This window comes from Kluyvera sp. CHPC 1.251 (assembly GCF_036759945.1).
GTDB lineage: Bacteria > Pseudomonadota > Gammaproteobacteria > Enterobacterales > Enterobacteriaceae > Kluyvera > Kluyvera sichuanensis.
Genome location: NZ_JAPKIC010000004.1, coordinates 44,475 through 69,693, shown reverse-complemented (window position 1 = coordinate 69,693; position 25,219 = coordinate 44,475). Strand labels below are relative to the sequence as shown.

Annotated in this window: 20 protein-coding genes; 15 read left to right on the top strand and 5 right to left on the bottom strand. The window is 56.4% G+C overall.

Translation table 11 applies throughout. From position 1 onward, the window contains the following. Nucleotides 1-77: 77 nt before the first annotated feature. From fabF to ptsG, 7 genes are all read left to right on the top strand, one after another. A complete protein-coding gene (gene fabF, locus V6940_RS09455; protein WP_035894170.1) occupies nt 78-1,319 on the top strand; it encodes a beta-ketoacyl-ACP synthase II in 1,242 nt (413 codons plus the stop codon). Nucleotides 1,320-1,460: 141 nt separating this feature from the next. Further along, nucleotides 1,461-2,270: an aminodeoxychorismate lyase gene (pabC, locus tag V6940_RS09450; protein ID WP_333495667.1), complete on the top strand. Its 810-nt coding sequence runs from the start codon at nt 1,461-1,463 to the stop codon at nt 2,268-2,270. Between the two features lies 1 nt (nt 2,271). Then, the gene (yceG, locus tag V6940_RS09445) at nt 2,272-3,294 is read left to right on the top strand and encodes a cell division protein YceG (protein ID WP_333495666.1); all 1,023 of its coding nucleotides are present in this window, start codon (nt 2,272-2,274) and stop codon (nt 3,292-3,294) included. After that, a complete protein-coding gene (gene tmk / locus V6940_RS09440) occupies nt 3,284-3,925 on the top strand; it encodes a dTMP kinase (RefSeq protein ID WP_333495665.1) in 642 nt (213 codons plus the stop codon). Before yceG ends, tmk begins: the two co-directional genes overlap by 11 nt. Continuing rightward, nucleotides 3,922-4,926 carry a DNA polymerase III subunit delta' gene (gene holB / locus V6940_RS09435; protein ID WP_333495664.1) on the top strand — a complete coding sequence of 335 codons (1,005 nt, stop codon included), beginning with the start codon at nt 3,922-3,924 and terminating at the stop codon, nt 4,924-4,926. The genes tmk and holB overlap by 4 nt, the downstream gene beginning before the upstream one ends. Nucleotides 4,927-4,936: 10 nt before the next feature. Beyond that, complete coding sequence (locus tag V6940_RS09430; protein WP_185666404.1) at nt 4,937-5,731, top strand: metal-dependent hydrolase; 795 nt, start codon at nt 4,937-4,939, stop codon at nt 5,729-5,731. Between the two features lie 319 nt (nt 5,732-6,050). After that, nucleotides 6,051-7,484 carry a PTS glucose transporter subunit IIBC gene (gene ptsG / locus V6940_RS09425; RefSeq protein ID WP_220440298.1) on the top strand — a complete coding sequence of 478 codons (1,434 nt, stop codon included), beginning with the start codon at nt 6,051-6,053 and terminating at the stop codon, nt 7,482-7,484. Nucleotides 7,485-7,651: 167 nt separating this feature from the next. Here the strand turns inward: ptsG and fhuE are convergent, their stop codons facing one another. The 3 genes from fhuE to melR all read right to left on the bottom strand — a co-directional run bounded on the left by fhuE (nt 7,652) and on the right by melR (nt 14,566). After that, nucleotides 7,652-9,823, bottom strand: coding sequence for a ferric-rhodotorulic acid/ferric-coprogen receptor FhuE (fhuE, locus tag V6940_RS09420; protein ID WP_333495663.1), 2,172 nt, complete (start codon nt 9,821-9,823; stop codon nt 7,652-7,654). Nucleotides 9,824-10,076: 253 nt separating this feature from the next. After that, complete coding sequence (mfd, locus tag V6940_RS09415; RefSeq protein ID WP_333495662.1) at nt 10,077-13,523, bottom strand: transcription-repair coupling factor; 3,447 nt, start codon at nt 13,521-13,523, stop codon at nt 10,077-10,079. 116 nt (nt 13,524-13,639) lie between these two features. Continuing rightward, a complete protein-coding gene (gene melR, locus V6940_RS09410; RefSeq protein ID WP_185666400.1) occupies nt 13,640-14,566 on the bottom strand; it encodes a transcriptional regulator MelR in 927 nt (308 codons plus the stop codon). A 249-nt stretch (nt 14,567-14,815) separates the two neighbouring features. On the opposite strand from melR, the gene melA reads away from it, so the two are divergent. From melA to V6940_RS09395, 3 genes are all read left to right on the top strand, one after another. After that, nucleotides 14,816-16,171 (top strand): alpha-galactosidase, encoded by a 1,356-nt coding sequence (gene melA / locus V6940_RS09405; protein ID WP_333495661.1) that lies wholly within the window; start codon nt 14,816-14,818, stop codon nt 16,169-16,171. A gap of 83 nt (nt 16,172-16,254) precedes the next feature. Continuing rightward, on the top strand, nt 16,255-17,685 hold the full coding sequence (gene melB, locus V6940_RS09400) for a melibiose:sodium transporter MelB (RefSeq protein WP_333495660.1): 1,431 nt from the start codon (nt 16,255-16,257) through the stop codon (nt 17,683-17,685). A gap of 2 nt (nt 17,686-17,687) precedes the next feature. Continuing rightward, nucleotides 17,688-17,942 carry a SemiSWEET transporter gene (locus V6940_RS09395; protein ID WP_185666395.1) on the top strand — a complete coding sequence of 85 codons (255 nt, stop codon included), beginning with the start codon at nt 17,688-17,690 and terminating at the stop codon, nt 17,940-17,942. Between the two features lie 28 nt (nt 17,943-17,970). Here the strand turns inward: V6940_RS09395 and V6940_RS09390 are convergent, their stop codons facing one another. Beyond that, nucleotides 17,971-18,594 (bottom strand): DUF2238 domain-containing protein, encoded by a 624-nt coding sequence (locus tag V6940_RS09390; protein WP_333495659.1) that lies wholly within the window; start codon nt 18,592-18,594, stop codon nt 17,971-17,973. Nucleotides 18,595-18,766: 172 nt separating this feature from the next. On the opposite strand from V6940_RS09390, the gene lolC reads away from it, so the two are divergent. The 5 genes from lolC to cobB are packed head-to-tail and all read left to right on the top strand — an operon-like array spanning nt 18,767 to nt 23,710. Next, nucleotides 18,767-19,966, top strand: a complete 1,200-nt coding sequence (gene lolC / locus V6940_RS09385) for a lipoprotein-releasing ABC transporter permease subunit LolC (protein WP_185666394.1) — start codon at nt 18,767-18,769, stop codon at nt 19,964-19,966. Next, entirely contained in the window at nt 19,959-20,660 is a 702-nt protein-coding gene (lolD, locus tag V6940_RS09380; protein WP_220439555.1) for a lipoprotein-releasing ABC transporter ATP-binding protein LolD, read from the top strand. The genes lolC and lolD overlap by 8 nt, the downstream gene beginning before the upstream one ends. Beyond that, a complete protein-coding gene (gene lolE, locus V6940_RS09375) occupies nt 20,660-21,904 on the top strand; it encodes a lipoprotein-releasing ABC transporter permease subunit LolE (RefSeq protein ID WP_333495658.1) in 1,245 nt (414 codons plus the stop codon). The genes lolD and lolE overlap by 1 nt, the downstream gene beginning before the upstream one ends. A 60-nt stretch (nt 21,905-21,964) precedes the next feature. Further along, the gene (gene nagK, locus V6940_RS09370; protein WP_333495907.1) at nt 21,965-22,876 is read left to right on the top strand and encodes an N-acetylglucosamine kinase; all 912 of its coding nucleotides are present in this window, start codon (nt 21,965-21,967) and stop codon (nt 22,874-22,876) included. 12 nt (nt 22,877-22,888) lie between these two features. Continuing rightward, complete coding sequence (gene cobB / locus V6940_RS09365; protein ID WP_185666391.1) at nt 22,889-23,710, top strand: Sir2 family NAD+-dependent deacetylase; 822 nt, start codon at nt 22,889-22,891, stop codon at nt 23,708-23,710. A gap of 206 nt (nt 23,711-23,916) precedes the next feature. Here the strand turns inward: cobB and V6940_RS09360 are convergent, their stop codons facing one another. Then, nucleotides 23,917-25,113 (bottom strand): ROK family transcriptional regulator, encoded by a 1,197-nt coding sequence (locus V6940_RS09360; protein ID WP_333495657.1) that lies wholly within the window; start codon nt 25,111-25,113, stop codon nt 23,917-23,919. Between the last annotated feature and the right edge of the window lie 106 nt (nt 25,114-25,219).

Here is a 25,219-nt window from a genome sequence, read left to right as displayed (position 1 = left end):
CAGGCGGTCATTCGACCGCCTGAGTTTTATCTTTTTGTCCCACAAGTATCTATTTTATCCCTCCCTGGAGGACAAACGTGTCTAAGCGTCGTGTAGTTGTGACCGGACTGGGCATGTTGTCTCCTGTCGGCAATACCGTAGAGTCTACCTGGAAAGCTCTCCTTGCCGGTCAGAGTGGCATCAGCCTGATCGACCATTTCGATACTAGCGCCTATGCAACCAAATTTGCTGGCTTAGTAAAGGATTTTAACTGTGATGACATTATCTCGCGCAAAGAACAGCGCAAGATGGATGCCTTCATTCAATATGGAATTGTCGCTGGCGTTCAGGCCATGCAGGATTCTGGCCTTGAAATTACGGAAGAGAACGCCCACCGTATTGGCGCCGCTATCGGCTCCGGTATTGGCGGTCTCGGTCTTATCGAAGAAAACCACACCTCTCTGGTGAATGGTGGTCCTCGTAAGATCAGCCCGTTCTTCGTTCCGTCGACGATTGTTAACATGGTGGCAGGTCACCTGACCATCATGTTCGGTTTGCGTGGGCCAAGCATCTCCATCGCGACCGCCTGTACTTCCGGTGTGCACAACATCGGTCAGGCCGCGCGTATCATCGCTTACGGCGATGCGGATGCGATGGTTGCCGGTGGCGCTGAAAAAGCCAGTACCCCTCTGGGTGTTGGTGGTTTCGGTGCGGCGCGTGCGCTGTCTACGCGTAACGATAACCCGCAGGCGGCGAGCCGTCCGTGGGATAAAGAGCGTGATGGCTTTGTGCTGGGTGACGGCGCAGGTATGGTCGTACTGGAAGAGTACGAGCACGCGAAAAAACGTGGCGCGAAAATCTATGCTGAAGTCGTTGGCTTCGGTATGAGCAGCGATGCGTACCATATGACTTCACCGCCGGAAAACGGCGCAGGTGCAGCATTGGCGATGGTTAACGCCATTCGCGACGCCGGCATCGACGTGGGTCAGATTGGCTACGTGAATGCCCACGGGACCTCTACGCCAGCAGGCGATAAAGCAGAAGCACAGGCCGTTAAGTCTGTCTTTGGCGACGCTGCTAGCCGCGTAATGGTCAGCTCCACCAAGTCTATGACCGGCCACCTGCTGGGTGCTGCAGGCGCAGTAGAATCTATCTACTCCATCCTGGCGCTGCGCGATCAGGCTGTTCCGCCAACCATCAACCTGGATAACCCGGATGAAGGTTGCGACCTGGACTTCGTGCCTCACGAAGCGCGTCAGGTCAGCGGTATGGAGTACACGCTGTGTAACTCCTTCGGCTTTGGTGGTACCAACGGTTCACTGATCTTCAAAAAGGTCTGAGCCTGATTGTCTGATAGCGACGCGCTATCAGACAACGCATCGATGAAGGCCCGCCTGTCGGGCCTTTTTTTATTCAGCTTTCTCTGCTTGTTCAACGCGTTTCATCCTGCGACACTACCCGACCATCAATAAGGAGCCGCTATGTTCTTGATTAATGGCCTCGAACAGAACACGCTCGCGGTGAACGATCGCGCTACTCAGTTTGGCGACGGTTGCTTTTCTACCGCCAGAGTGGTCAACGGCCGGGTGCAGCTTCTGCCTGCGCACATCGCCCGCCTGCAGTCCGCCTGTCAACGGCTGGCTATTCCCTTCGAATCATGGTCAACGCTCAGCGATGAGATGATGCTGCTGGCGCAGCGCCTGCAAAATGGGGTGCTCAAAATCATCCTTAGCCGTGGCGCAGGTGGCCGTGGCTATAGCGGCAGCGCCTGCCAGACGCCGACACGGATACTCTCGACATCGGCCGCACCAGCCCATTACGCACGCTGGAAAGAGGAGGGGATCACCCTTGCGCTCAGCCCGGTAACGCTTGGACGTAACCCGTATCTCGCAGGACTTAAACACCTCAATCGCCTCGAGCAGGTGCTGATTCGTTCTCATCTTGAGCAGACGACGGCCGATGAGGCCCTTGTCCTTGACAGCGACGGGTGGCTTACGGAATGCTGTGCCGCCAACCTGTTCTGGCGCTGCGGGCAGGATGTGTTTACCCCGCGCCTCGACCAGGCTGGAGTGGATGGAATTATGCGCCAGTTTATTATTGCGCAGCTGGCACGCTCGGCGTTTCGTGTTGTCGAAGTGAATGCGCCGCAGACGGCGATAGCGGATGCGGATGAAGTGCTTATTTGTAACGCGCTGATGCCGCTTATCCCCGTTAAGCGCTATGCGGAGCAGCAGTGGTCTGCCCGCGAACTTTACCAATTTCTAGCCCCACTTTGTGAGTCGCCTGATTAGCATGAAGAAAATGTTACGCGTAGTTTTGTTACTGTTGGTTATTCTGGGCATTGCCGCCGGTATTGGCGTGTGGAAAGTCCGACAGCTCGCCAGCAGTACGCTCCTGATTAAAGACGAGACCGTCTTTACGCTAAAAACCGGCACCGGGCGACTGGCGCTGGGCGACCAGCTTTACGCTGAGAAAGTGATCAACCGTCCACGGGTGTTCCAGTGGCTGCTGCGTCTTGAACCAGAACTTTCCCACTTTAAGGCAGGTACCTATCGTTTCACGCCGCAGATGACCGTGCGTGAAATGCTGCAGCTGTTGGGTAGCGGCAAAGAAGCGCAGTTCCCGCTGCGTTTTGTCGAAGGGATGCGCCTCAGCGACTATCTCAAGCAGCTACGTGAAGCGCCGTACATCAAACACACGCTGAGCGATGATAAATACGCCACGGTAGCCGAAGCGCTCAAGTTCGATAACCCGGAATGGGTTGAAGGCTGGTTCTGGCCTGACACCTGGATGTACACCGCCAATACCAGCGATGTGGCTATCCTCAAGCGCGCGCACCAGAAAATGGTCGCACAGGTCGATAAAGTCTGGGAAGGGCGGGCGGATAACCTGCCGTACAATGACAAAAACCAGCTGGTGACGATGGCTTCTATCATTGAGAAAGAGACCGCAGTACCAGAAGAGCGCGACCGCGTAGCGTCGGTGTTTATTAACCGCCTGCGCATCGGCATGCGTCTGCAAACCGATCCGACCGTTATCTACGGCATGGGTGAGAGCTACGACGGAAAGCTTTCCCGTAAAGATCTTGAGACCCCAACCGCGTATAATACCTACACGATTTCTGGCCTGCCGCCGGGCGCGATTGCCAGCCCTGGCGAAGCTTCGCTGAATGCCGCCGCGCATCCGGCAAAAACGCCGTACCTCTATTTTGTGGCCGACGGCAAAGGCGGGCATACGTTTAATACCAATCTTGCGAGCCATAACCGCTCGGTACAGGATTACCTGAAAGTGCTAAAGGATAAAAATGCGCAGTAATTACATCGTCATTGAAGGACTGGAAGGGGCGGGCAAAACCACCGCTCGCGACGTGGTTGTCGAAACGCTTCGCGACCTCGGCGTAAACGATCTGCTGTTCACCCGTGAACCCGGCGGTACCGTGCTGGCAGAAAAACTGCGCAGCCTGGTGCTGGACATCAAATCAGTCGGCGACGAAGTGATTACCGATAAAGCGGAAGTGCTGATGTTCTACGCCGCGCGCGTACAGCTGGTTGAAACGGTGATCAAACCGGCACTGGCGAGCGGGAAGTGGGTCATTGGCGACCGCCACGATCTCTCCACTCAGGCCTATCAGGGCGGCGGTCGCGGGATCAATAGAGAGATGCTGGCGACGCTGCGCAATACCGTGCTTGGCGATTTTCGTCCGAACCTGACTATTTATCTCGACGTGACTCCGGAAGTGGGCCTGAAGCGTGCCCGTGCGCGTGGTGACCTCGACCGCATTGAGCAGGAGTCGCTGAACTTCTTTAACCGCACCCGCGCCCGTTATCTGGAGCTGGCGGCGGAAGATAGCAGTATTATTACCGTTGATGCCACCCAGCCGCTGGACAACGTGATGAGCGATATCCGTGCGGCGGTCACCGCCTGGGTTGCGGAGCAGCAGGCATGAAATGGTATCCGTGGTTACGCCCACCGTTTGAGCAGCTTGTCGCAAGCTACCAGGCTGGACGGGGTCACCACGCGCTGTTGATTCAGGCGCGCGGCGGAATGGGGGCTGATTCACTGGCCTACGCCATCACCCGTTTTCTGATGTGCCAGACCCCTGACGGCCATAAAAGCTGCGGCCAGTGCCATAGCTGCCAGCTGATGCAGGCGGGGACGCACCCGGATTACTACGTGCTGCAGCCGGAGAAAGGCAAAAGCACGTTGGGCATCGACGCGGTGCGCGACACCAGCGAAAAGCTGTACGAACATTCACGCCTTGGCGGGGCGAAAGTGGTGTGGATTGCCGATGCGGCACTGCTGACTGAAGCCGCCGCCAACGCGCTGTTAAAAACGCTGGAAGAGCCACCGAAAAACACCTGGTTCTTCCTTGCTTGTGAAGAGCCCGCGCGCCTGCTGGCGACGCTCCGTAGTCGCTGTCGCGCATTCCATCTGGCGCCGCCGAGCGAAGCCTATGCGCTGGCGTGGCTGGAGCGAGAAATCAGCCAGCCGCGCGAGACGCTGCTCACCGCGCTGCGCCTGTGCGACCATGCACCGGCGGCCGCGCTGGATCTGCTGGCTCCAGAAAGTTGGGGCGCGCGCGAAAAACTCTGTCAGGCGCTGAGCGTCACCTTAACCAGCGGTGACTGGCTGGCGCTTTTGCCGACGCTGAACCATGATTCTGTCGTGGCGCGTCTGCACTGGTTCTCGTCGCTGCTGCTGGATGCGCTGAAGCATCAACAGCGCATTACGCGGCTGACCAATGCCGATAGCCTTGGCTTAGTGCATCAACTGGCGAGCACGCTATCCGCTTCACGCCTACAGGTGATAGCCGCCGATGCCTGCACCTGCCGTGAGCAGCTGCTGAGCGTGACGGGGCTGAACCGAGAATTGATCCTCACCGAGCGCCTGCTGCGCTGGGAACAGTATTTGCAACCTGGTGTGGTACTGCCAGTATCCCACCTCTAAGAGAGACACCATGTTTTTAGTCGACTCGCATTGCCATCTTGATGGCCTTAATTATGAATCCCTGCACAAAGACGTTGACGATGTGATGGCGAAAGCCGCCGCGCGCGACGTTCGTTTTGCCCTCGCGGTCGCCACCACCATACCTGGCTATCGCAGTATGCGTGAGCTGGTGGGCAATCGCCCGGAAGTGGTCTTCTCCTGCGGCGTTCACCCGCTGAATCAGGATGAGCCGTATGACGTTGAAGAGCTGCGTCGTCTGGCGGCGGAAGAGGGCGTGGTTGCGATGGGGGAAACCGGGCTGGACTACTTCTACACGCCGGAAACCAAAGCACAGCAGCAGCTCTCTTTTCGCCAGCACATTCAGATTGGCCGTGAGCTGAACAAGCCGGTCATCGTTCATACCCGCGACGCGCGTGCCGATACCCTGGCCATCCTGCAGGAAGAAAAGGTGACGGATTGCGGCGGTGTACTACACTGTTTCACTGAAGATAGAGAGACGGCGGGTAAGCTACTGGATATGGGCTTCTATATCTCGTTTTCCGGCATTGTCACTTTCCGTAATGCGGAGCAGCTTCGCGATGCCGCACGCTATGTACCGCTGGACAGGCTGCTGGTTGAGACCGATTCCCCGTACCTGGCTCCGGTACCGCATCGTGGTAAAGAGAACCAGCCAGCGATGGTACGAGACGTGGCAGAGTACATGGCGGTACTGAAGGGCGTAAGCCTTGAACAGCTTGCGCTGCAGACGACCGATAACTTCGCCCGCCTTTTCCACATCGCCCCTTCCCGCCTGCAATCTGCCTGATTTCATAGCTTATTTTATTGCTCGTAATTAATAGACAAAGCGAGTACAGTTCACCGCCATAAAAGTGGCGGTGAATGTTATTTCTGAAACATACAGACACGTTTTATGTAAAGAAGATTAAAATTTTGCGCCATAGCTCTTTGAAACGTGATAGCCGTCAAACAAAACCGGAGTGAATTATTTTACTCTGTGTAATAAATAAAAAGGGCACTTAGATGTCCTGTCCCTGGTGAGTCTCTCCCCTCTCACCAATGCGTGAAAACGTAGCTATACACAACGTGTATAACAAAAGTACAAATACTCAGGAGCACTCCTAATTATGTTTAAGAATGCATTTGCTAACCTGCAGAAGGTCGGTAAATCGCTGATGCTGCCGGTTTCCGTGCTGCCTATCGCAGGTATCCTGCTGGGCGTCGGTTCTGCAAACTTCAGCTGGCTGCCAGCCGTCGTCTCTCATGTTATGGCAGAAGCAGGCGGTTCTGTTTTTGCTAACATGCCGCTTATCTTCGCTATCGGTGTAGCATTAGGCTTCACCAATAACGATGGCGTATCCGCACTCGCCTCAGTCGTCGCTTATGGCATCATGGTGAAAACCATGGCTGTGGTTGCGCCGCTGGTACTGCATTTACCGGCTGAAGAAATCACCGCTAAACACCTGGCTGATACCGGTGTTCTGGGCGGTATTATCTCCGGTGCAATTGCTGCGTACATGTTCAACCGCTTCTACCGCATCAAGCTGCCAGAATACCTGGGCTTCTTTGCGGGCAAGCGCTTTGTTCCGATCATCTCAGGTCTGGCAGCTATCTTTACCGGTGTGATCCTGTCCTTCATCTGGCCACCAATCGGTACGGCTATCCAGACCTTCTCTCAGTGGGCTGCTTACCAGAACCCGGTTGTGGCGTTTGGTATCTACGGCTTCATCGAGCGCTGCCTGGTGCCGTTCGGTCTGCACCACATCTGGAACGTTCCATTCCAGATGCAGATTGGTGAATACACCAACGCCGCAGGCCAGGTATTCCACGGTGATATCCCTCGCTACATGGCAGGCGACCCGACTGCGGGCAAACTGTCCGGCGGCTTCCTGTTCAAAATGTACGGCCTGCCGGCTGCTGCGATTGCAATCTGGCACTCTGCTAAACCAGAGAACCGTGCAAAAGTGGGCGGTATCATGATCTCCGCAGCGCTGACCTCGTTCCTGACCGGTATTACCGAGCCGATCGAGTTCTCCTTCATGTTCGTTGCGCCGATTCTGTACATCATCCACGCGATTCTGGCTGGTCTGGCGTTCCCGATCTGTATCCTGCTGGGTATGCGTGACGGTACTTCCTTCTCTCACGGCCTGATCGACTTTATCGTACTGTCCGGTAACAGCAGCAAACTGTGGCTGTTCCCGATCGTCGGTATCTGCTATGCGATCGTTTACTATGTTGTCTTCCGCGTGCTGATTAAAGCACTGGACCTGAAAACGCCGGGTCGTGAAGATAACACTGAAGACACCAAAGCAACCGCAACCAGTGAAATGGCTCCGGCGCTGATTGCAGCCTTCGGCGGTAAAGAAAACATCACGAACCTTGATGCATGTATCACCCGTCTGCGCGTGAGCGTAGCCGACGTAGCGAAAGTTGATCAGGCTGGCCTGAAAAAACTGGGCGCTGCTGGCGTGGTGGTTGCAGGCTCCGGCGTTCAGGCGATTTTCGGTACTAAATCCGATAACCTGAAAACCGAGATGGACGACTATATTCGTAATCACTAATTGATTACGAGGTCGTAAAATTGGGGAGACTAAGGCAGCCGAATGGCTGCCTTTTTTACGTCTGTTGGATGGGCGTCAATCCCGGCAGCGCTTCGCTTGGCCGGGCTACAGGTTCTATGTAGCCCGGGGTCGGCGCATATGCGCCGATCCCGGGGAACCGGTTATCATCAGAAATCGTAGCTTGCCGAGATAGAGACGTTCATTGGCGCACCGTAGACCAGATACGAACCCACGTAGTCGTAGTACTTCTTATCAAACAGGTTATTGATGTTGGCCTGCAGGGCAAACTGCTTGGTTACCTGATAACGGCTAAACAGATTCACCAACCCGTAGCTGCCCTGTTCGATATAGTCAGCACCCTTCGGACCGTCACTGACGTTGTTCCAGATCTTATTCTGCCAGTTCACGCCGCCGCCAACCGTAAGCTCAGGCACCATTGGCAACTGGTAACGGGTGAACAACTTGAGCGTCGTGCGCGGCTGATCGGAGCTCACCGCTTTACCGTCTTTGTCTTCTGCAACATAGCGGGTGGCACCAAAGGTCAGTTGCCAGTTATCGGTCAGCGCGCCGTTCAGTTCGAATTCGACCCCTCGGCTGACCACGCCGTCCAGCGATTCGTAGATAGACTCGCCGCTTGGCAGCTGAGCGGAAGTGCTGCTTGCCACATGATCCTGTTCAATGCGGAATACCGCCAGTGAGGTGGTCAGGCGAGTATTAAACCAATCGGCTTTCACACCGGCTTCGTAGCTCTTCCCTGTGGTTGGATCAAGGTATCGACCGCTTGCATCGCGTTTATCCTGCGGTTGGAAAATGGTGGTATAGCTGGCGTAGGCCGACCAGGTGTCATTGATGTCATAAACCAGGCCTGCATAGGGTGTGACGTCACTCTTGGTGCTATCAAGAAACGTTGTGGGAGCACCAGCAGGGTTATACTTGATGTTGTAGTTGGTATAACGTGCGCCAAGGATCAGGTTCAGTGGGTCTGCCAGTGAAATACGCGTAGAGGTGTAGGCCGAAGACTGACGTATATCGTCTTTGCTGTAGAACTTCCACGGTGTCCACTGAGGGTCGGCAATGTTGCCGTTCCAGTTATTGAAGCTGCCCACGTCAACCATCGTACCTGCAGTGGCAGGCACGGAGTTATCGTAATGGTTTCGCTGGCGGCTGAAGCTACCGCCAAACATCAGTTCATGACGGCGACCAAACAGCTCGTAACCACCGCGCAGGAACGCATCCACTGCATCCTGTTTGCGCTCACCCCGGTTCCAACCACCGTAGCCGACCATGCCGTTGCCGGTATCTTTGTCGGGGTACCCGTACATGTACATCATTTTGGTATCGAAATTGGTTTCGGTGTGCATGCCATTGATATGGGCTTCCCAGCCGCTGTCGAAGCGTTGGGTAAAGTTGGCGAACACTTTTTTGCTGTCTTTGTCGGAATAAGCCCAGTTCGGCGCGACGGTGTCGCTGCGGTTATAGTGCGTTCTGCTGCCGTCGCTATACCAGGTCGGCAGGCCGCCCCAGGTCGGGTCGTCGGTAGTGCTCTCCTGATACTCGTAGCCTACCGACAGCGTGGTCATATCCGTCAGGTCGGCATCAACAACGCCATAGAGAAATTTTTTCTGATAGTGATAGTTGTCCATCCATGAGTCGTTGTCCTGGTAGCCCGCAATCATGCGCCCGCGCACGTTACCGGACTCAACCAGCGGGGCCTGTAGATCCAATACATAGCGCTGCTTATCCCAACTGCCGTAGGTGGCCGAAACGTTACCCTGAAACTCCCGGCTGTCGGCATGTTTGCGCACCATGTTGACATAGGCTGATGGGTTACCGGAGCCGCTCATCAGGCCGGTGGCACCGCGAACGACTTCGATACGGTCATAAATCGCGGTATCGGTGGTGGTGTCACCGAAGTTCCATACTTCGCTTATCGACGTCGGCAGGTCATCATAGGCATAGTTGCTGACGAAAAAACCACGAGAGTAGAACACGGTACGGTCGCTATCCTGTACCTGTGCGGTCACGCCGGTGGTATTGGTTAATACTTCACCAATTGAATTCAGGTTCTGATCTTTCATTCGCTGTTGGCTAACAACGCTGACGGACTGTGGAATATCGCGCGGTATCAGTAGTAGCTTGGTACCGGTGGTCGTGGTTTTGACGCTGTAATCCTGCTGCTGCGACTCCGGGCTGGTTTCATTACTGCCTTCTACGATGATGGTGTCATCTTTGTTATCCGTGGCGGCGTGCCCCAGATGAGGATAAAGCGCCAGCGCAATGCCGACAGCCACGAGAGAAGGAGCGATACGTCTATCCCGGGTAGTAAAAACAAGAGACATGGTAAACCCTTAATCTTACGAGTGTTGTTGTGATCCGCAGCTCTATGGCCACGATTGATAAAGCATGCCAATGCGCACTTGAAAACAAATGCAAATGAGAAATATACGCATTTTTATTCATATGTAAACAAAAGTAAGCCGGATAAGGGTAAGAAGTGAAACGCTTTTTCAGTTGAGTGTGAAGGGTGGTGAAGGAGAGGCGGGGGGAAATAGCCCGGCAGCGCTACGCTTACCGGGCCTGTAGCAATGACACTCAGGCGACCGCGTTCTCTTCAAGCTGGCGCATAAACTGGCGCACCCACTCCATGCGCGTTTTACGCTCGCTCAGGTCCTGGAAGAACTTGAGGCGCGTCGGGCCATCGAGGCGATAGTGCTGCGGTTGTTTTTGCAGTAAGCCAATCAGCCACGTCGGGTTAACGTGGTTCTTCTCGGCAAACTCAATCACGCCGCCTTTCTCATTACCTTCGAGCTTGCGGATCCCGAGCTTCTGCGCCTGCTGACGTAAACGGGCGATATCCAGCAGGTTGCGCGCGGCGTCCGGCAGCAGACCGAAGCGGTCAATCAGCTCAACCTTGATTTCATCAAGCTCGTTCTCGCCCTTGGCGCTGGCGATACGTTTGTAGAACGACAGGCGGGTGTTGACGTCAGGAATAAAATCATCCGGCAGCAGCGACGGCATGCGTAGTTCGACTTCGGTTTGCTGGCTGGTTAAATCCTCCAGCGATGGTTCGCGGCCCTCTTTGAGCGCATCGACGGCATTTTCCAGCAGCTCCATATACAGCGTGAAACCGATGGTCTCCATGGAGCCACTTTGATCTTCGCCGAGCAGCTCACCCGCACCGCGGATTTCGAGGTCGTGGGTGGCCAGCGCAAAGCCCGCGCCGAGGTCTTCCAGTGAAGCAATGGCTTCCAGACGTTTTTGCGCGTCGGTGGTCATCGCTTTCGGGTGTGGCGTCAGCAGCCAGGCGTAGGCCTGGTGATGCGAACGACCGACGCGACCGCGCAGCTGGTGCAACTGGGCCAGGCCGAAGTGGTCCGCCCGCTCAATGATAATGGTATTGGCGGTTGGAATGTCGATACCGGTTTCAATGATGGTGGTACACACCAGCACGTTGAAACGCTGGTGGTGGAAATCATTCATGACCCGTTCCAGCTCGCGCTCGCGCATCTGGCCGTGGCCGATGGCGATACGCGCTTCCGGCACCAGTTCCGCCAGCTTATCGGCGGCTTTCTGAATGTTTTCAACGTCGTTGAACAGGTAGTAGACCTGGCCACCGCGCAGCGTTTCACGCAGAATCGCTTCGCGCACCACCAGACTGTCATACTCGCGTACGAAGGTTTTCACCGCCAGACGGCGGGCCGGAGGGGTAGCAATGATCGACAGATCGCGCATGCCGCTCATCGCCATGTTCAGCGTACGCGGAATCGGGGTAGCGGTCAGGGTCAGAATATCGACGTCGGCGCGCATCGCCTTAATGCGCTCTTTATGGCGCACGCCAAAGCGGTGCTCTTCATCGACAATCAACAGGCCCAGGTCGCGCAGCTTAACGTCGCTTTGCAGTAGCTTGTGGGTACCGATCAGAATATCGATTTTACCCTCGGCGGCTTCGGCAAGAATTTGCGTCTGCTCTTTGGCGCTACGGAAGCGCGACAGCATCTCGATGCGCACCGGCCAGTTGGCGAAGCGGTCGCGGAAGTTGTCGTAGTGCTGCTGGGCAAGCAGGGTGGTCGGTACCAGCACCGCAACCTGCTTGTGGTTTTCGACGGCGAGGAAGGCAGCGCGCATGGCAACTTCGGTCTTACCGAAGCCCACGTCGCCGCACACCAGACGGTCCATCGCCAGCGGCTGGCACATGTCGCTCAGCACCGCGTTAATCGCCTGCGCCTGGTCTGGCGTGGTCTCAAACGGGAAGCTATCGCAGAACAGCTGATACTGTTCGCGGTCATGTTTGAAGGCAAAGCCCTCTTTGGCCGCGCGCTGGGCATAGATATCCAGCAGCTCGGCCGCCACGTCGCGCACCTTCTCGGCGGCTTTCTGCCGCGCGCGCGTCCAGGCGTCGCCGCCCAGCTTATGCAGCGGCGCGTTCTCTTCCGCACCGCCCGCGTAGCGGCTGATAAGGTGCAGCGAGGAGACCGGTACGTACAGTTTGGCATCGCTGGCGTAGGTGAGCATCAGATACTCGCCGGTAATACCGCCTGCTTCCAGCGTGGTCATCCCGGCATAGCGGCCGACGCCGTGCTCCAGGTGGACCACTGGCTGGCCAATATGCAGCTCCGCCAGGTTGCGGATAAGCGTGTCCGGGTTAATGGTGCGACGTGCATCCTGACGACGACGCGCCACGCGCTCGCCGAGCAGATCGCTTTCGCAGATTAACGCCAGGTTATTCTGGGTATCGATAAAACCATGCTCGGCGGCGCCAATCATCAGATAGCGGTTGTTGCCGGTGGCTTCATCCAGACGCTGGATGCGTTTTGGCGCAAGCTTAATGCGCGCCAGCAGTTCACCCAGCGCTTCACGACGCCCCTCACTCTCTACCGAGAAAATCACCGGGCCGGTAAAGGACTCGATAAACTTACGCAGGTTCTCCAGCGGCGACTTGTTCTGCGCCTGAACGGCAAGCTCCGGCAGCGGCTGGAAGCCGAGGTTGGTGTTGGCCGCTTTCTTCGGCAGGCTCTCGGTTTTGAGCTGTATGCGCGGCCATTTTTTCAGCTCGCTGTTTAGTTCATCCGTTTTCAGCCAAAGTTGGGCAGGCGGCAGCAGCGGACGCATCGGGTCGACACCGCGATTTTCAAATCGTGCCTGAGTATCGGCCTGGAAGCGGTTCGCGCTGGCGTCGATATCACCGGTATTAACCAGCAGCGTATTGGCCGGGAAGTAGCTGAACAGCGGCGGCAGCGGTTCGCTGAAGAACAGAGGCTGCCAGTATTCAATACCGGCGGGCAGCGTGCCTTTGCTGACCTGCTGATAGATATGCTCGGCATCGCGCTTGACGTCGAACTTATCGCGCCATTGGCTGCGGAACAGTTCGATAGCGGTTTTATCGGTCGGGAATTCGTGCGCCGGCAGCAGGTTAATGGCGTCCACTTCTTCGAGCGTACGCTGGCTGTCAACGTCGAAGACGCGCAGGCTGTCGATTTCATCGTCGAAGAAGTCGAGGCGGTAAGGCTGCTCGCTGCCCATCGGATAGAGGTCAAGCAGCGCGCCGCGGGTGGCGTACTCTCCGTGCTCCATCACTTGATCAACATGGCGGTAGCCCGCGCTTTCGAGTTGGTTACGCAGCGCATCACGTGACAGGCGTTGGCCTTTTTTCATCACCAGCGCGTGGCCGTGCAGGAAACTGTGTGGGCAGACGCGTTGCATCAGCGTGTTGACCGGCACAATCAGGACGCCGCGCTGCATGGTTGGCAGCTGGTAAAGCGTCGACAGGCGTGAGGAGATAATGTCCTGATGCGGGGAGAAGCTGTCGTAAGGCAGCGTTTCCCAGTCGGCGAGATTCATCACCAGATTGTCGGTGAACTGGCCGATTTCGTCGTGCAGTCGCAGCGCATTTTGCATATCCGGGGCAATAAGGATCACCGGGCCTGCGTGACGTTCAGCAATCTCTGCTACCAGCGTCGCGCAGGCGGCACCGGTCAGTTCGCCAAGCTGGCGCTGGTCGCCAGGTTTACTCGGTAGGTCGTAACGGGCATGTTCAGGCATAGTCGGCGCACGTTCTCCAGAAAGCCGTGTTTTCACGGTAATAATATAAATTTGCTGTACTTATTATCCGTGATGGCGGCGGGAGTGCAACCGCATAAAATGATGAATCCGGCGGATCAGAGAGTTTGTCGCTTCTGCTGGCTTAGCTTGCGGTACTGCTGCGGTGACATGCCGACGTAGCGACTGAAGGTACTGTAGAAGCGGCTGCTGGAGCGGAAGCCCGCCGTCATCGCCACATCAAGGATGGTTTTGTCGGTGTCGCTCAGCAGGGCGCGTACGTGGTTAATGCGCATGGCGGTGATGTACTGCTTTAAGGTGAGCTGCATCACGCGTTGAAAAATGCCCATCGCATAGTTGGCGTTGAGCTTAACATGATCCGCCACGTCGTTGATGGTCAGCGCCTGATCGTAGTTATCGGCAATAAAACCCAGCATCTGGCTGACGTAAAACTGGGCGTGACGTGAGACGCTGTTCTTGTGGGTACGCGAGGTTTTGTTAAGCAGGATGGGTTGCCAGCCGGAGAGGCTAAAGCGTTTGAGCATCAGACCGATCTCATCGATCGCCAGTTGGCGAATCTGTTCATTCGGGCTGTAGGCCTCCTGCTGCCAGCGTAGCACTTCAAAGGTACTGAGCTGCTGGGTCGCTAGCGATTGCACCACCATGCCGTGGGTGACGTGGTTAATCAGCTCCCGGTCCAGCGGCCAGGAGAGAAACTGGTGCATCGGCAGGCTGAAAATCGCCATCTGCCGACAGTCGCCCGGCCGCGTCAGCTGATGCGGAGTACAGGCCCAGAACAGGGTGATGTGCCCCTGTTTTATCTGTACCACTTCGTTGTTAATCAGATACTCCACGTCGCCGTCAAACGGCACGTTGACCTCCACCTGACCGTGCCAGTGGCTAGCAGGCATGGCGTGCGGCCGACGCAGTTCAATGTCCATGCGCTGATATTCGGAATAGAGCGACAGTGGGCTACGGGTCTGCTTTTCATCGCCGTTGCACATATGCGGATCGCGGGGCAGAAAGGTGATTGGCTCGTCGCTCATGGTAACTCCGTTTCCTGAAATATCAGAATCATGCCGGCAGGGCAGATTCAAACGCGGGTGCTACAACAGATACTAGCCTGATTAGCAGGCCGGATACTCTGCTTTTTAGTCAATTTACTCCCAAAAACTCAGATCTTGTTGTGAGTGGCATCAGATCTGAGTTTCCGGGAATGCTCATCAGGGAAGACGGAGGTTTTCATCCAGGGCGCGTGCCACGATAAAGGCGTTCACTACTGTTTCTGGAGAGTCATGATGACAGCACCAAAGATTACCTTTATCGGCGCGGGTTCGACCATTTTTGTTAAAAATATCCTGGGCGATGTTTTTCATCGCGAGGCGCTTAAATCAGCGCATATCGCCCTGATGGATATCGACGAGACGCGCCTTGAAGAGTCGCACATTGTGGTGCGCAAACTGATGGATTCTGCCGGTGCATCCGGCCATATCACCTGTCATACCGACCGCAAAGCGGCGCTTCAGGGGGCTGATTTTGTGGTGGTCGCCTTCCAGATTGGCGGCTATGAGCCATGTACCGTGACCGATTTTGAGGTCTGCAAACGCCACGGGCTGGAGCAGACTATTGCCGATACCCTCGGCCCCGGCGGCATTATGCGTGCGCTGCGTACCATCCCGCACCTGTGGCAAATTTGCGACGACATGACTGAAGTCTGTCCTGACGCCACCATGCTTAACTACGTTAACCCGATGGCGATGAACACCTGGGCTATGTACGCCCGCTACCCGCACATTAAGCAGGTAGGGCTGTGTCATTCCGTGCAGGGTACGGCGGAAGAGCTGGCGCGTGACCTGAATATCGACCCTGCCACGCTGCGCTACCGTAGCGCCGGGATTAACCATATGGCGTTCTACCTGGAGCTGGAGCGTAAAACCGCCGACGGCCGCTATGTGAACCTCTATCCGGAACTGCTGGCCGCCTATGACGCGGGGCAGACGCCAAAACCGAATATCCACGGCAATGAACGCTGCCAGAATATCGTACGCTATGAGATGTTTAAAAAGCTGGGCTATTTCGTCACCGAGTCGTCGGAGCACTTCGCAGAATACACCCCGTGGTTTATCAAACCGGGGCGTGAAGATCTCATTGAACGCTATAAGGTGCCGCTGGACGAGTATCCAAAACGTTGCGTCGAGCAACTGGCGAACTGGCATAAAGAGCTGGAAGAGTACAAAACCGCCGACCGCATCGATATTAAACCGTCCCGTGAATACGCCAGCACCATTATGAATGCTATCTGGACCGGCGAGCCGAGCGTGATTTACGGCAACGTCCGTAACGACGGGCTTATCGATAACCTGCCGCAGGGCAGCTGCGTTGAGGTGGCGTGTCTGGTGGATGCCAACGGCATCCAGCCAACCAAAGTGGGCACGATTCCGTCGCATCTGGCGGCTATGATGCAAACCAATATCAACGTACAAACACTGCTGACCGAAGCGATTCTGACCGAAAACCGCGATCGCGTTTACCACGCGGCGCTGATGGACCCGCATACCGCCGCGGTGCTGGGCATTGAAGAGATTTATGCGCTGGTGGATGACCTGATTGCCTCGCATGGCGATTGGCTCCCGGCCTGGCTGCATCGTTAAGCCCAACTGCGCCGGGCGTAAGACCCGGCGCTTACCTCTCTAATATCAGAAGGCGGGCGCTGGTAACAGCGACCCGGTACCCTATGAGCATCTCTCTGACAACAAAACTCAGTTACGGATTCGGTGCGTTTGGTAAGGATTTCGCCATCGGTATCGTCTACATGTACCTGATGTACTACTACACCGATGTGGTGGGATTATCGGTAGGCCTTGTGGGCACGCTGTTTCTGGTGGCCAAAATCTGGAATGCGTTCAATGACCCGATCATGGGCTGGGTTGTGAACGCGACGCGCACGCGGTGGGGAAAATTTAAGCCTTGGATCCTGCTCGGCACGCTGGCGAACTCGCTAGTGCTGTTTTTACTGTTCAGCGCCCACCTGTTTGAAGGCACCACGCAGGTGGTATTCGTCTGCATCACCTACATCCTGTGGGGAACGACCTATACCTTAATGGATATTCCGTTCTGGTCGCTGGTGCCCACCATCACCCTGGATAAGCGCGAACGCGAACAGTTGGTGCCGTTCCCGCGCTTTTTTGCCAGCCTCGCCGGGTTTGTGACCGCCGGGATAACGCTGCCGTTCGTGAACTACGTGGGCGGAGCGGACCGCGGATTTGGCTTCCAGATGTTCACGTTGGTGCTGATCGCATTCTTTATCGTCTCAACGATTGTCACGCTGCGTAATGTTCATGAAGTCTTCTCATCAGACAGCGATGCTACTGCGGACAGCAGCCGTCTGTCGCTGAAATCCATTCTCGCCCTCATCTACAAAAACGATCAGCTCACCTGCCTGTTGGGGATGGCGCTGGCCTACAACGTGGCGTCGAATATCATCACCGGCTTTGCCATTTACTATTTCACCTATGTGGTTGGCGATGCGGATCTGTTCCCGTACTACCTCTCCTATGCCGGGGCGGCTAACCTGCTAACACTGGTGCTGTTCCCGCGTCTGGCGAAGGCGCTGTCGCGGCGGGTGCTGTGGGCGGGGGCGTCACTTCTACCGATGGTCAGCGGTGGCGTGCTGTTGCTGATGGCGCTGGCGGGTTCGGCAAACGTGTGGGTTATCTGCCTTGCGGGGATTTTCCTGAATATAGGCACCGCGCTGTTCTGGGTACTGCAGGTGATTATGGTGGCGGATACCGTCGATTACGGTGAGTACAAATTTAACGTTCGCTGCGAGAGCATTGCTTACGCTGTGCAAACGATGGTGGTGAAAGGCGGGTCGGCGTTTGCTGCTTTCTTTATCGCGGTGGTGCTCGGGGTGATTGGCTATACGCCGAACGTTGCCCAGTCTGCCGAAACCGTACTTGGCATGCAGTTCATTATGATTGTGCTGCCTGTCGTGTTCTTTGCGATTACCCTGGTGCTCTATTTCCGCTACTACCGCTTGAACGGCGACCAGTTGCGTAGAATTCAGATTCACCTTCTGGATAAATACCGCAAAGTGCCGACGCCCGCCGAACCGCAAGACACGCCGGTAAGGCCGATTGCCGTCACTCGCGATGCGCAGGCGTAATCATGGAGTGGGCCTCCTGGATTGGCTATGCGGCCGCATGCCTGACGACGCTGTCGTTCTTACCGCAGGCTATTAAGGTGATCGCCACCCGTAACACCCAGGGGATCTCCGGCCTGATGTACATTATGTTCGTTTGCGGACTAATAATGTGGCTGATTTACGGCGTGATGATTGAAGATACGGCGGTCAGCATGGCGAATTTGATGACGCTGGTGTTCGCCATGCCGATTTTGATTATCAAGTTCCGACGCGGGTAGGGCGTATTGTGAGGATTGCCGGATGGCGTTAGCGCCATCCGGCAGCTTTTAGCTGTCGACAGTGCCAACGGGCCAGCACGATAACCGTTGTCAGCGCTCCCAGAAGGGCGCAGAACATATCCGATTGCGTATCCCACGGGTCGCCCTGGGTGCCGAGAAAATCATCCGCACCTTGCCCCATTGCCAGCGCTGCCCACCACTCAATCAACTCGTAGGTCGCACTGATCGCGAGCGCCACGCAGCAGACCAGAAATGCCAGCATCTTACGCCCGCGTACAATGTGCCCACGCAGCAGAATTTCGCGCGTCGCCAGCGCCGGCACCAGCCCCTGGAAAAAATGCCCCAGTTTGTCGTACGGGTTACGGCTAAGGTCAAGCCAGGCCTGCACGTCAAAGCCAATCGGCACCTTAGCGTAAGTGTACTGCCCCCCAACCATCAGAATGATGGCGTGAAAGAAAATCAGCGTGTAAAGCAGTGGGGTGAGGGGATAGCGTTTCGCCGTCAACAGCAGCAGCGGTACGACGATAATCACCGGGGTGACCTCCATCAGCCAGGTCACTTTTTCAGCGGCGCTCACGCCGGTATAAATCAGGAACAGCGCCAGAAGGGCAGCACCTGCGGATAACAGCAGAGGATTTACGGTGCGGATCATCATGAATTCGCAAATAAAGGGAAAACATCACTATTGTCCGTGACGGCCAAAATTTCAATGTTTGCGTCCTTTCGTCAGCGAATGTCAGCCTTGCGCTTACGGTTCAGTCATTTACCCATCCTGCTTTCGCTTATATACTCGTGCATCTGCTTTCAGCAACCAGACGGATTACATGTACCAACCTGTCGCACTATTTATCGGCCTGCGCTACATGCGTGGGCGAGCAGCGGACCGCTTCGGTCGCTTTGTTTCCTGGCTGTCGACTATCGGCATCACGCTTGGCGTGATGGCGCTGGTCACCGTGCTTTCGGTGATGAACGGCTTTGAACGCGAGCTGCAAAACAACATCCTGGGGCTGATGCCGCAGGCCATTCTGACGGCCGAACAGGGCTCCCTCAACCCGCAACAGCACCCGGAACAGAGCGCGAAGCTCCAGGGCGTGACGCGCGTCGCGCCACTCACCACTGGTGACGTGGTGCTGCAAAGCGCACGCAGCGTTTCGGTCGGGGTGATGCTGGGGATCGACCCGGCGCAAAAAGATCCGCTTACGCCGTACCTGGTCAATGTTAAACAGACCGATCTCACCGCCGGAAAATATAACGTGATTCTCGGCGAGCAGCTTGCCGGGCAGCTCGGGGTGAACCGTGGCGATCAGATTCGCGTGATGGTGCCTTCTGCCAGCCAGTTTACGCCGATGGGCCGTCTGCCTAGCCAGCGCCTGTTCACGGTGATTGGTACCTTTGCTGCTAACAGCGAGGTCGACGGTTACCAGATGCTGGTCAATATTCAGGATGCCTCCCGCCTGATGCTCTACCCGTTAGGGAATATTACCGGCTGGCGTCTGTGGCTGGATAAACCGCTGCAGGTGGATACTCTGAGCCAGCAAACGCTACCGCAGGGCACCAAATGGCAGGACTGGCGCGAGCGTAAAGGCGAGCTGTTCCAGGCCGTGCGCATGGAAAAGAATATGATGGGGCTGCTGCTGAGCCTGATCGTCGCCGTTGCCGCGTTTAACATCATCACGTCGCTGGGGCTGATGGTCATGGAGAAGCAGGGCGAAGTCGCCATTCTGCAAACCCAAGGGCTGACGCCGCGGCAGATCCTCACCGTCTTTATGGTGCAAGGCGCCAGCGCGGGCATTATTGGCGCGCTGTTAGGAGCGGTGCTTGGTGTGCTGCTGGCCAGCCAGCTCAACAATTTAATGCCGATTATCGGCGCGTTCCTCGACGGTGCGGCGCTGCCGGTTGCCATCGAGCCGCTGCAGGTTATCGTGATTGCGCTGGTGGCGATGGCCCTGGCGCTGCTGTCGACGCTTTACCCTTCCTGGCGCGCTGCCGCCACTCAACCCGCTGAGGCTTTACGTTATGAATAAGATCCTGTTGCAATGCGACAACCTGTGCAAACGCTATCAGGAAGGCAATGTGCAAACCGACGTTCTGCACAATGTCAGCTTCAGCATTGGCGAAGGCGAAATGATGGCGATTGTCGGCACCTCCGGCTCCGGTAAAAGTACGCTGCTGCACCTGCTTGGTGGGCTGGATACGCCCACCACCGGCGACGTGATTTTCAGCGGTCAGCCGATGAGTAAGCTCTCTTCGGCGGCGAAAGCTGAACTGCGTAACCAGAAGCTTGGTTTTATCTACCAGTTCCACCATCTGCTGCCGGACTTTACCGCGCTGGAAAACGTGGCGATGCCGCTGCTGATTGGCAAGAAGAAAACGGCTGAAATCACCACCCGCGCGCTGGAAATGTTGAAAGCAGTAGGGCTCGAACATCGCGCGAGCCACCGTCCATCGGAGCTTTCCGGCGGCGAACGTCAGCGCGTGGCGATTGCCCGTGCGCTGGTGAATAACCCGCGCCTGGTACTGGCCGATGAACCGACCGGTAACCTGGATGCGAAAAACGCCGACAGCATCTTCAAACTGCTGGGTGAATTGAATCAGTCGCAGGGCACCGCCTTCCTGGTGGTGACGCACGATCTTCAACTGGCGAAACGGATGGGCCGTCAGCTTGAAATGCGCGATGGTCACCTGAGCGACCAACTGACCCTGATGGGAGCGCATTAATGGCTCCGTCCCTCTCGTTACTGATCGGCCTGCGCTTTAGCCGCGGCCGTCGGCGCGGCGGCATGGTGTCGCTGATTTCCGTTATCTCGACGGTTGGCATTGCGCTGGGCGTAGCGGTGCTGATCGTTGGCCTCAGCGCCATGAACGGTTTTGAGCGCGAGCTAAACAACCGCATTCTGGCGGTGGTGCCGCACGGTGAAATTGAAGCGGTGAACCAGCCGTGGAATCACTGGCAGAACGTGCTGCCAAAAGTGGAAGCGGTGAAAGGTATTGAAGCCGCGGCGCCGTACATCAACTTTACCGGCCTGGTCGAGAGCGGCAGCAACCTGCGCGCCATTCAGGTGAAGGGCGTTGACCCGGTGCAGGAGAGCAAGCTTAGCGCGCTGCCGCGTTTTATCCAGGCTGACGCATGGGCTAATTTTAAAGCCGGTGAGCAGCAGATTATTCTCGGCAAAGGCGTGGCCGATGCGCTGAAGGTGAAGGCGGGAGACTGGGTTTCTATCATGATCCCGAACTCGAACCCGGAACATAAGCTGCTGCAGCCAAAACGCGTGCGCCTGCACGTGACGGGGATTCTGCAGTTGAGCGGCCAGCTCGACCACAGCTTTGCGATGATCCCGATGCAGGATGCCCAGCAGTATCTTGATATGGGCGATAGCATCTCCGGTATCGCCATCAAGGTGAACGACGTCTTTAACGCTAACAAGCTGGTGCGTGACGCAGGCGAAGTGACCAACAATTACGTCTACATCAAAAGCTGGATCGGCACCTACGGCTATATGTACCGCGACATCCAGATGATCCGCGCCATCATGTATCTGGCGATGGTGCTGGTGATTGGCGTGGCCTGCTTTAACATCGTCTCCACGCTGGTGATGGCGGTGAAAGATAAAAGCAGCGATATTGCGGTGCTGCGCACACTGGGCGCCAAAGACGGGCTGATTCGCGCCATTTTCGTGTGGTATGGTTTATTGGCGGGTCTGTTGGGCAGCGTGTGTGGCGTGGTCATTGGGGTGCTTGGCTCCCTGTACCTGACCAACATTATCAACGTGATTGAAAAACTTATTGGTCACCAGTTCTTATCTGGCGACATCTATTTTATCGACTTCCTGCCGTCTGAACTGCACTGGCTGGATGTCGTTTATGTGCTGGTCACGGCACTGTTGCTGAGTCTGCTGGCGAGCTGGTATCCCGCCCGTCGCGCCAGCCGAATCGACCCTGCGAGGGTGCTGAGTGGCCAGTAATTTGACGTCCTGACCGTGTGGCCTTGCTGCTGCGCGCGTCAGTTAGAGGAATGAACAATGATGCATTACGGATTTGACATTGGCGGCAGCAAGATTGCACTTGGCGTATTTGATTCATCGCGCCAGCTACGGTGGGAAACTCGCGTTCCCACGCCGAAAGAGAGCTATGAAAGTTTTCTTAACGCGGTCACCGCGCTGGTAAAAGAGGCCGACGAACGCTTTGACTGTCGGGGTACGGTGGGGATAGGTATCCCCGGTATGCCGGAAACCGAAGGTGGTTTGCTGTACGCGGCCAACGTCCCGGCGGCCAGCGGCAAACCACTGCGCGCAGACTTAAGTCGTCTGCTCGATCGCGACGTCCGTCTGGATAACGATGCCAACTGCTTCGCGATTTCCGAAGCCTGGGACGACGAGTTCACCCAGTATCCGCTGGTGATGGGGCTGATTCTCGGCACTGGCGTTGGCGGCGGTATCGTCCTGAACGGTAAATCGATTACCGGTCATAGCTATATCACCGGCGAGTTTGGCCATATTCGCCTGCCGGTGGATGCGCTGGAGGTCGTGGGGCGTGATTTTCCGCTTACCCGCTGCGGCTGCGGCCAGTCCGGCTGCATTGAAAACTATTTATCCGGTCGTGGTTTTGCGTGGCTGTACGAGCACTTTTATCAGCAGCCGTTGACCTCACCGGAAATTGTTGCCCTCTGGCAGCAAGGGGATCCTAACGCGCGTGAGCACGTTGAACGCTATCTGGATCTGCTTGCGGTGTGCCTTGGCAACATCCTGACTATCGTCGACCCGGATCTGGTGGTGCTCGGCGGTGGGTTATCTAATTTTACAGCGATCGCCGATGGACTAGCGCACCGCTTACCGCGTCATTTACTGCCTGTAGCCCGTACGCCGCGCATTGAGCGCGCTCGCCACGGTGATGCAGGGGGGATGCGCGGCGCGGCGTTCCTTCATCTGACCAACTAACATGGAGTAGATATGCAGTCGCGCCGCTTACATCGATTGAGCCGTTTTCGTCGGAATAAACGTCAGCTGCGCCAGCGTCTGCGCCAGCGAATTTTCTTTACGGACAGGGTGATGCCAGAAGAGATGGATAAACCAAGAGTGGTCGTACTGACGGGCGCAGGCATTTCGGCGGAGTCGGGCATTCGGACCTTCCGCGCGGCGGACGGGCTTTGGGAAGAGCATCGGGTTGAGGATGTGGCGACGCCGGAAGGCTACCACCGCGATCCTGAGCTGGTGCAGCGCTTCTACAACGAACGTCGCCGTCAGCTACAGCAGGCGGAAATTGCGCCGAACCCAGCGCATCTGGCGCTGGCAAGGCTGGAAGAGGCGCTGGGCGAGAACGTGCTGGTGGTGACGCAGAACATCGACAATCTGCATGAACGCGCGGGCAACAAAAACGTGCTGCACATGCACGGTGAACTGCTGAAGGTGCGCTGCACCCAAAGCGGCCAGGTCTTCGACTGGCCGGGCGATCTGACCGTTGACGATCGCTGCCACTGCTGTCAGTTCCCGGCACCGCTGCGCCCGCATATCGTCTGGTTTGGCGAAATGCCGTTTGAGATGGACCATATCTACATGGCGCTGGCGAGGGCGGATATCTTTATCGCCATCGGCACGTCAGGGCATGTCTATCCGGCGGCGGGTTTTGTTCACGAAGCGAAGCTGCACGGTGCGCACACCGTTGAGCTGAACCTTGAGCCAAGCCAGGTCGGCAGTGAGTTTGAAGAGAAGCACTATGGTCTGGCAAGCGAAGTGGTGCCGGCGTTTGTGGCCAAACTGCTGAAAGAAATTTAAATCTTTGGTGAAGGTCATGAAAATGCGGAGCTTAGACGCCGCTTCAGACTGATGACAAACTGAGAAAGCGCGCGGACGGTTCCCTCGCCCCTTTGGGGAGAGGGTTAGGGTGAGGGGAAAGATGCTGATTAATTCACAAGTTATTACCCTCACCCCGACCCTCTCCCTGAAAGGGAGAGGGAGAAGGCCGACCCTCATTGCGTAGGTTAAACCTCACTCAACAACGCCTCGACGTAGAGGTAGCCGCTTCCCAGTAGTTGCTGCCCTGGGGTCAGCTGACCGAATCCAATCTGTGTGGCCTTAATTTTTGGCGTATCGCCGTGATCGAAAGGGTTAAACCCGGTCTGACGGATAATGGTGTTCAGCCAGGGTTCGCCAAAGGCGCAGCTTCGACCATACAGCCAGATTTGATTAATATTGAGAATGTTCAGAAAGTTATAAAGGCTCAACCCGATGGCGCTAGCCGCGTTTTCCACCCACGCCCGTACCGGGCCTTCCCCGCGCCGCCAGGCATCGATTAACTGACCGGTGGTGAGATTATCAGGGTCGAGATTCTGGTTACCGGGGCGGGATTTCAGCCAGATACGGGCCTGCTTTTTCAACGCACTTAATGACGCCACCGTCTCAAGACAGCCGTAGCGACCGCAGTCACAGGCCATCCCGTCGGGGTTGATGATGGTGTGACCAATTTGCCCCGAACCATACAGGCTGCCGCGCCAAATCCTGTCGTTAATCACGAACGATGAACCAATGCCGTAGTCGACGTTAATCACGCAGAAATCTTCCAGCGCCGCCGGGTTTTGCCATTTCTCCGCTAGCGCCAGCATCACACAGTCGTTATCCAGGCGCACCTGTATGCCCAACTGCTCTTCGAGTAGATAGCGGATTTCCAGCGGCGCTTTCCACGGTGCCTGCGGCATGGTTTGCGAAACCCCGGTCACCGGGTCGACCTGGCCATGCACGCCAAGCGCCAGGTTAATGGTGGCCTGAGGGTACTGCTTTCTATACCGCCGCCAGTGTGCCGCAATGGCGCTAATCAGCGCGGCGGGCTGCGGGGCGCTAATGGTTTCGTGCTGCACGTCACCGATGGGGAGAAGACGGCTATCGGCGAGTTGGCTGCTGATATGGGTAGGCGATACGTTCATACACAGCGACCAGGCCCCGTCGGTGGGGATCTGAAAGCTGCCGCTGTTGAGCCCGCGCTGGCTGAGGTTTTCCCGCGAATGGGTAATACGGCCTTCATCCAGCAGCTCCTGCAGAATATTGCTGACCGCCGGGATAGACAGCCCGGTTATCTGCGCCAGCCGGGACTTACTGAGCTGTTTTTCGCGCCACAAGTGACCAAGAAATACCTGCTTGTTGGTCTGCCTGACTCGGGCATTATTAAAACCGGTTCGTAACATTTACTTAACTCCCTTAACTGTATTGCGTGAGCATTGCGCATTTTAACCGCGACATGCTCAGCCAGAATGCTGTCATTCCCCCATTTCACTTCAATTTATTTAGTGG

Coding starts and splice junctions, on each gene's coding strand:
- V6940_RS09395 (WP_185666395.1), top strand. CDS start 17,688: ATGGAGTGGGCCTCCTGGATTGGCTATGCGGCCGCATGCCTGACGACG.
- cobB (WP_185666391.1), top strand. CDS start 22,889: ATGCAGTCGCGCCGCTTACATCGATTGAGCCGTTTTCGTCGGAATAAA.
- lolE (WP_333495658.1), top strand. CDS start 20,660: ATGGCTCCGTCCCTCTCGTTACTGATCGGCCTGCGCTTTAGCCGCGGC.
- mfd (WP_333495662.1), bottom strand. CDS start 13,523: ATGCCTGAACATGCCCGTTACGACCTACCGAGTAAACCTGGCGACCAG.
- pabC (WP_333495667.1), top strand. CDS start 1,461: ATGTTCTTGATTAATGGCCTCGAACAGAACACGCTCGCGGTGAACGAT.
- melA (WP_333495661.1), top strand. CDS start 14,816: ATGATGACAGCACCAAAGATTACCTTTATCGGCGCGGGTTCGACCATT.
- yceG (WP_333495666.1), top strand. CDS start 2,272: ATGAAGAAAATGTTACGCGTAGTTTTGTTACTGTTGGTTATTCTGGGC.
- lolD (WP_220439555.1), top strand. CDS start 19,959: ATGAATAAGATCCTGTTGCAATGCGACAACCTGTGCAAACGCTATCAG.
- ptsG (WP_220440298.1), top strand. CDS start 6,051: ATGTTTAAGAATGCATTTGCTAACCTGCAGAAGGTCGGTAAATCGCTG.
- V6940_RS09390 (WP_333495659.1), bottom strand. CDS start 18,594: ATGATCCGCACCGTAAATCCTCTGCTGTTATCCGCAGGTGCTGCCCTT.
- V6940_RS09430 (WP_185666404.1), top strand. CDS start 4,937: ATGTTTTTAGTCGACTCGCATTGCCATCTTGATGGCCTTAATTATGAA.
- holB (WP_333495664.1), top strand. CDS start 3,922: ATGAAATGGTATCCGTGGTTACGCCCACCGTTTGAGCAGCTTGTCGCA.
- fhuE (WP_333495663.1), bottom strand. CDS start 9,823: ATGTCTCTTGTTTTTACTACCCGGGATAGACGTATCGCTCCTTCTCTC.
- tmk (WP_333495665.1), top strand. CDS start 3,284: ATGCGCAGTAATTACATCGTCATTGAAGGACTGGAAGGGGCGGGCAAA.
- V6940_RS09360 (WP_333495657.1), bottom strand. CDS start 25,113: ATGTTACGAACCGGTTTTAATAATGCCCGAGTCAGGCAGACCAACAAG.
- melB (WP_333495660.1), top strand. CDS start 16,255: ATGAGCATCTCTCTGACAACAAAACTCAGTTACGGATTCGGTGCGTTT.
- nagK (WP_333495907.1), top strand. CDS start 21,965: ATGCATTACGGATTTGACATTGGCGGCAGCAAGATTGCACTTGGCGTA.
- lolC (WP_185666394.1), top strand. CDS start 18,767: ATGTACCAACCTGTCGCACTATTTATCGGCCTGCGCTACATGCGTGGG.
- melR (WP_185666400.1), bottom strand. CDS start 14,566: ATGAGCGACGAGCCAATCACCTTTCTGCCCCGCGATCCGCATATGTGC.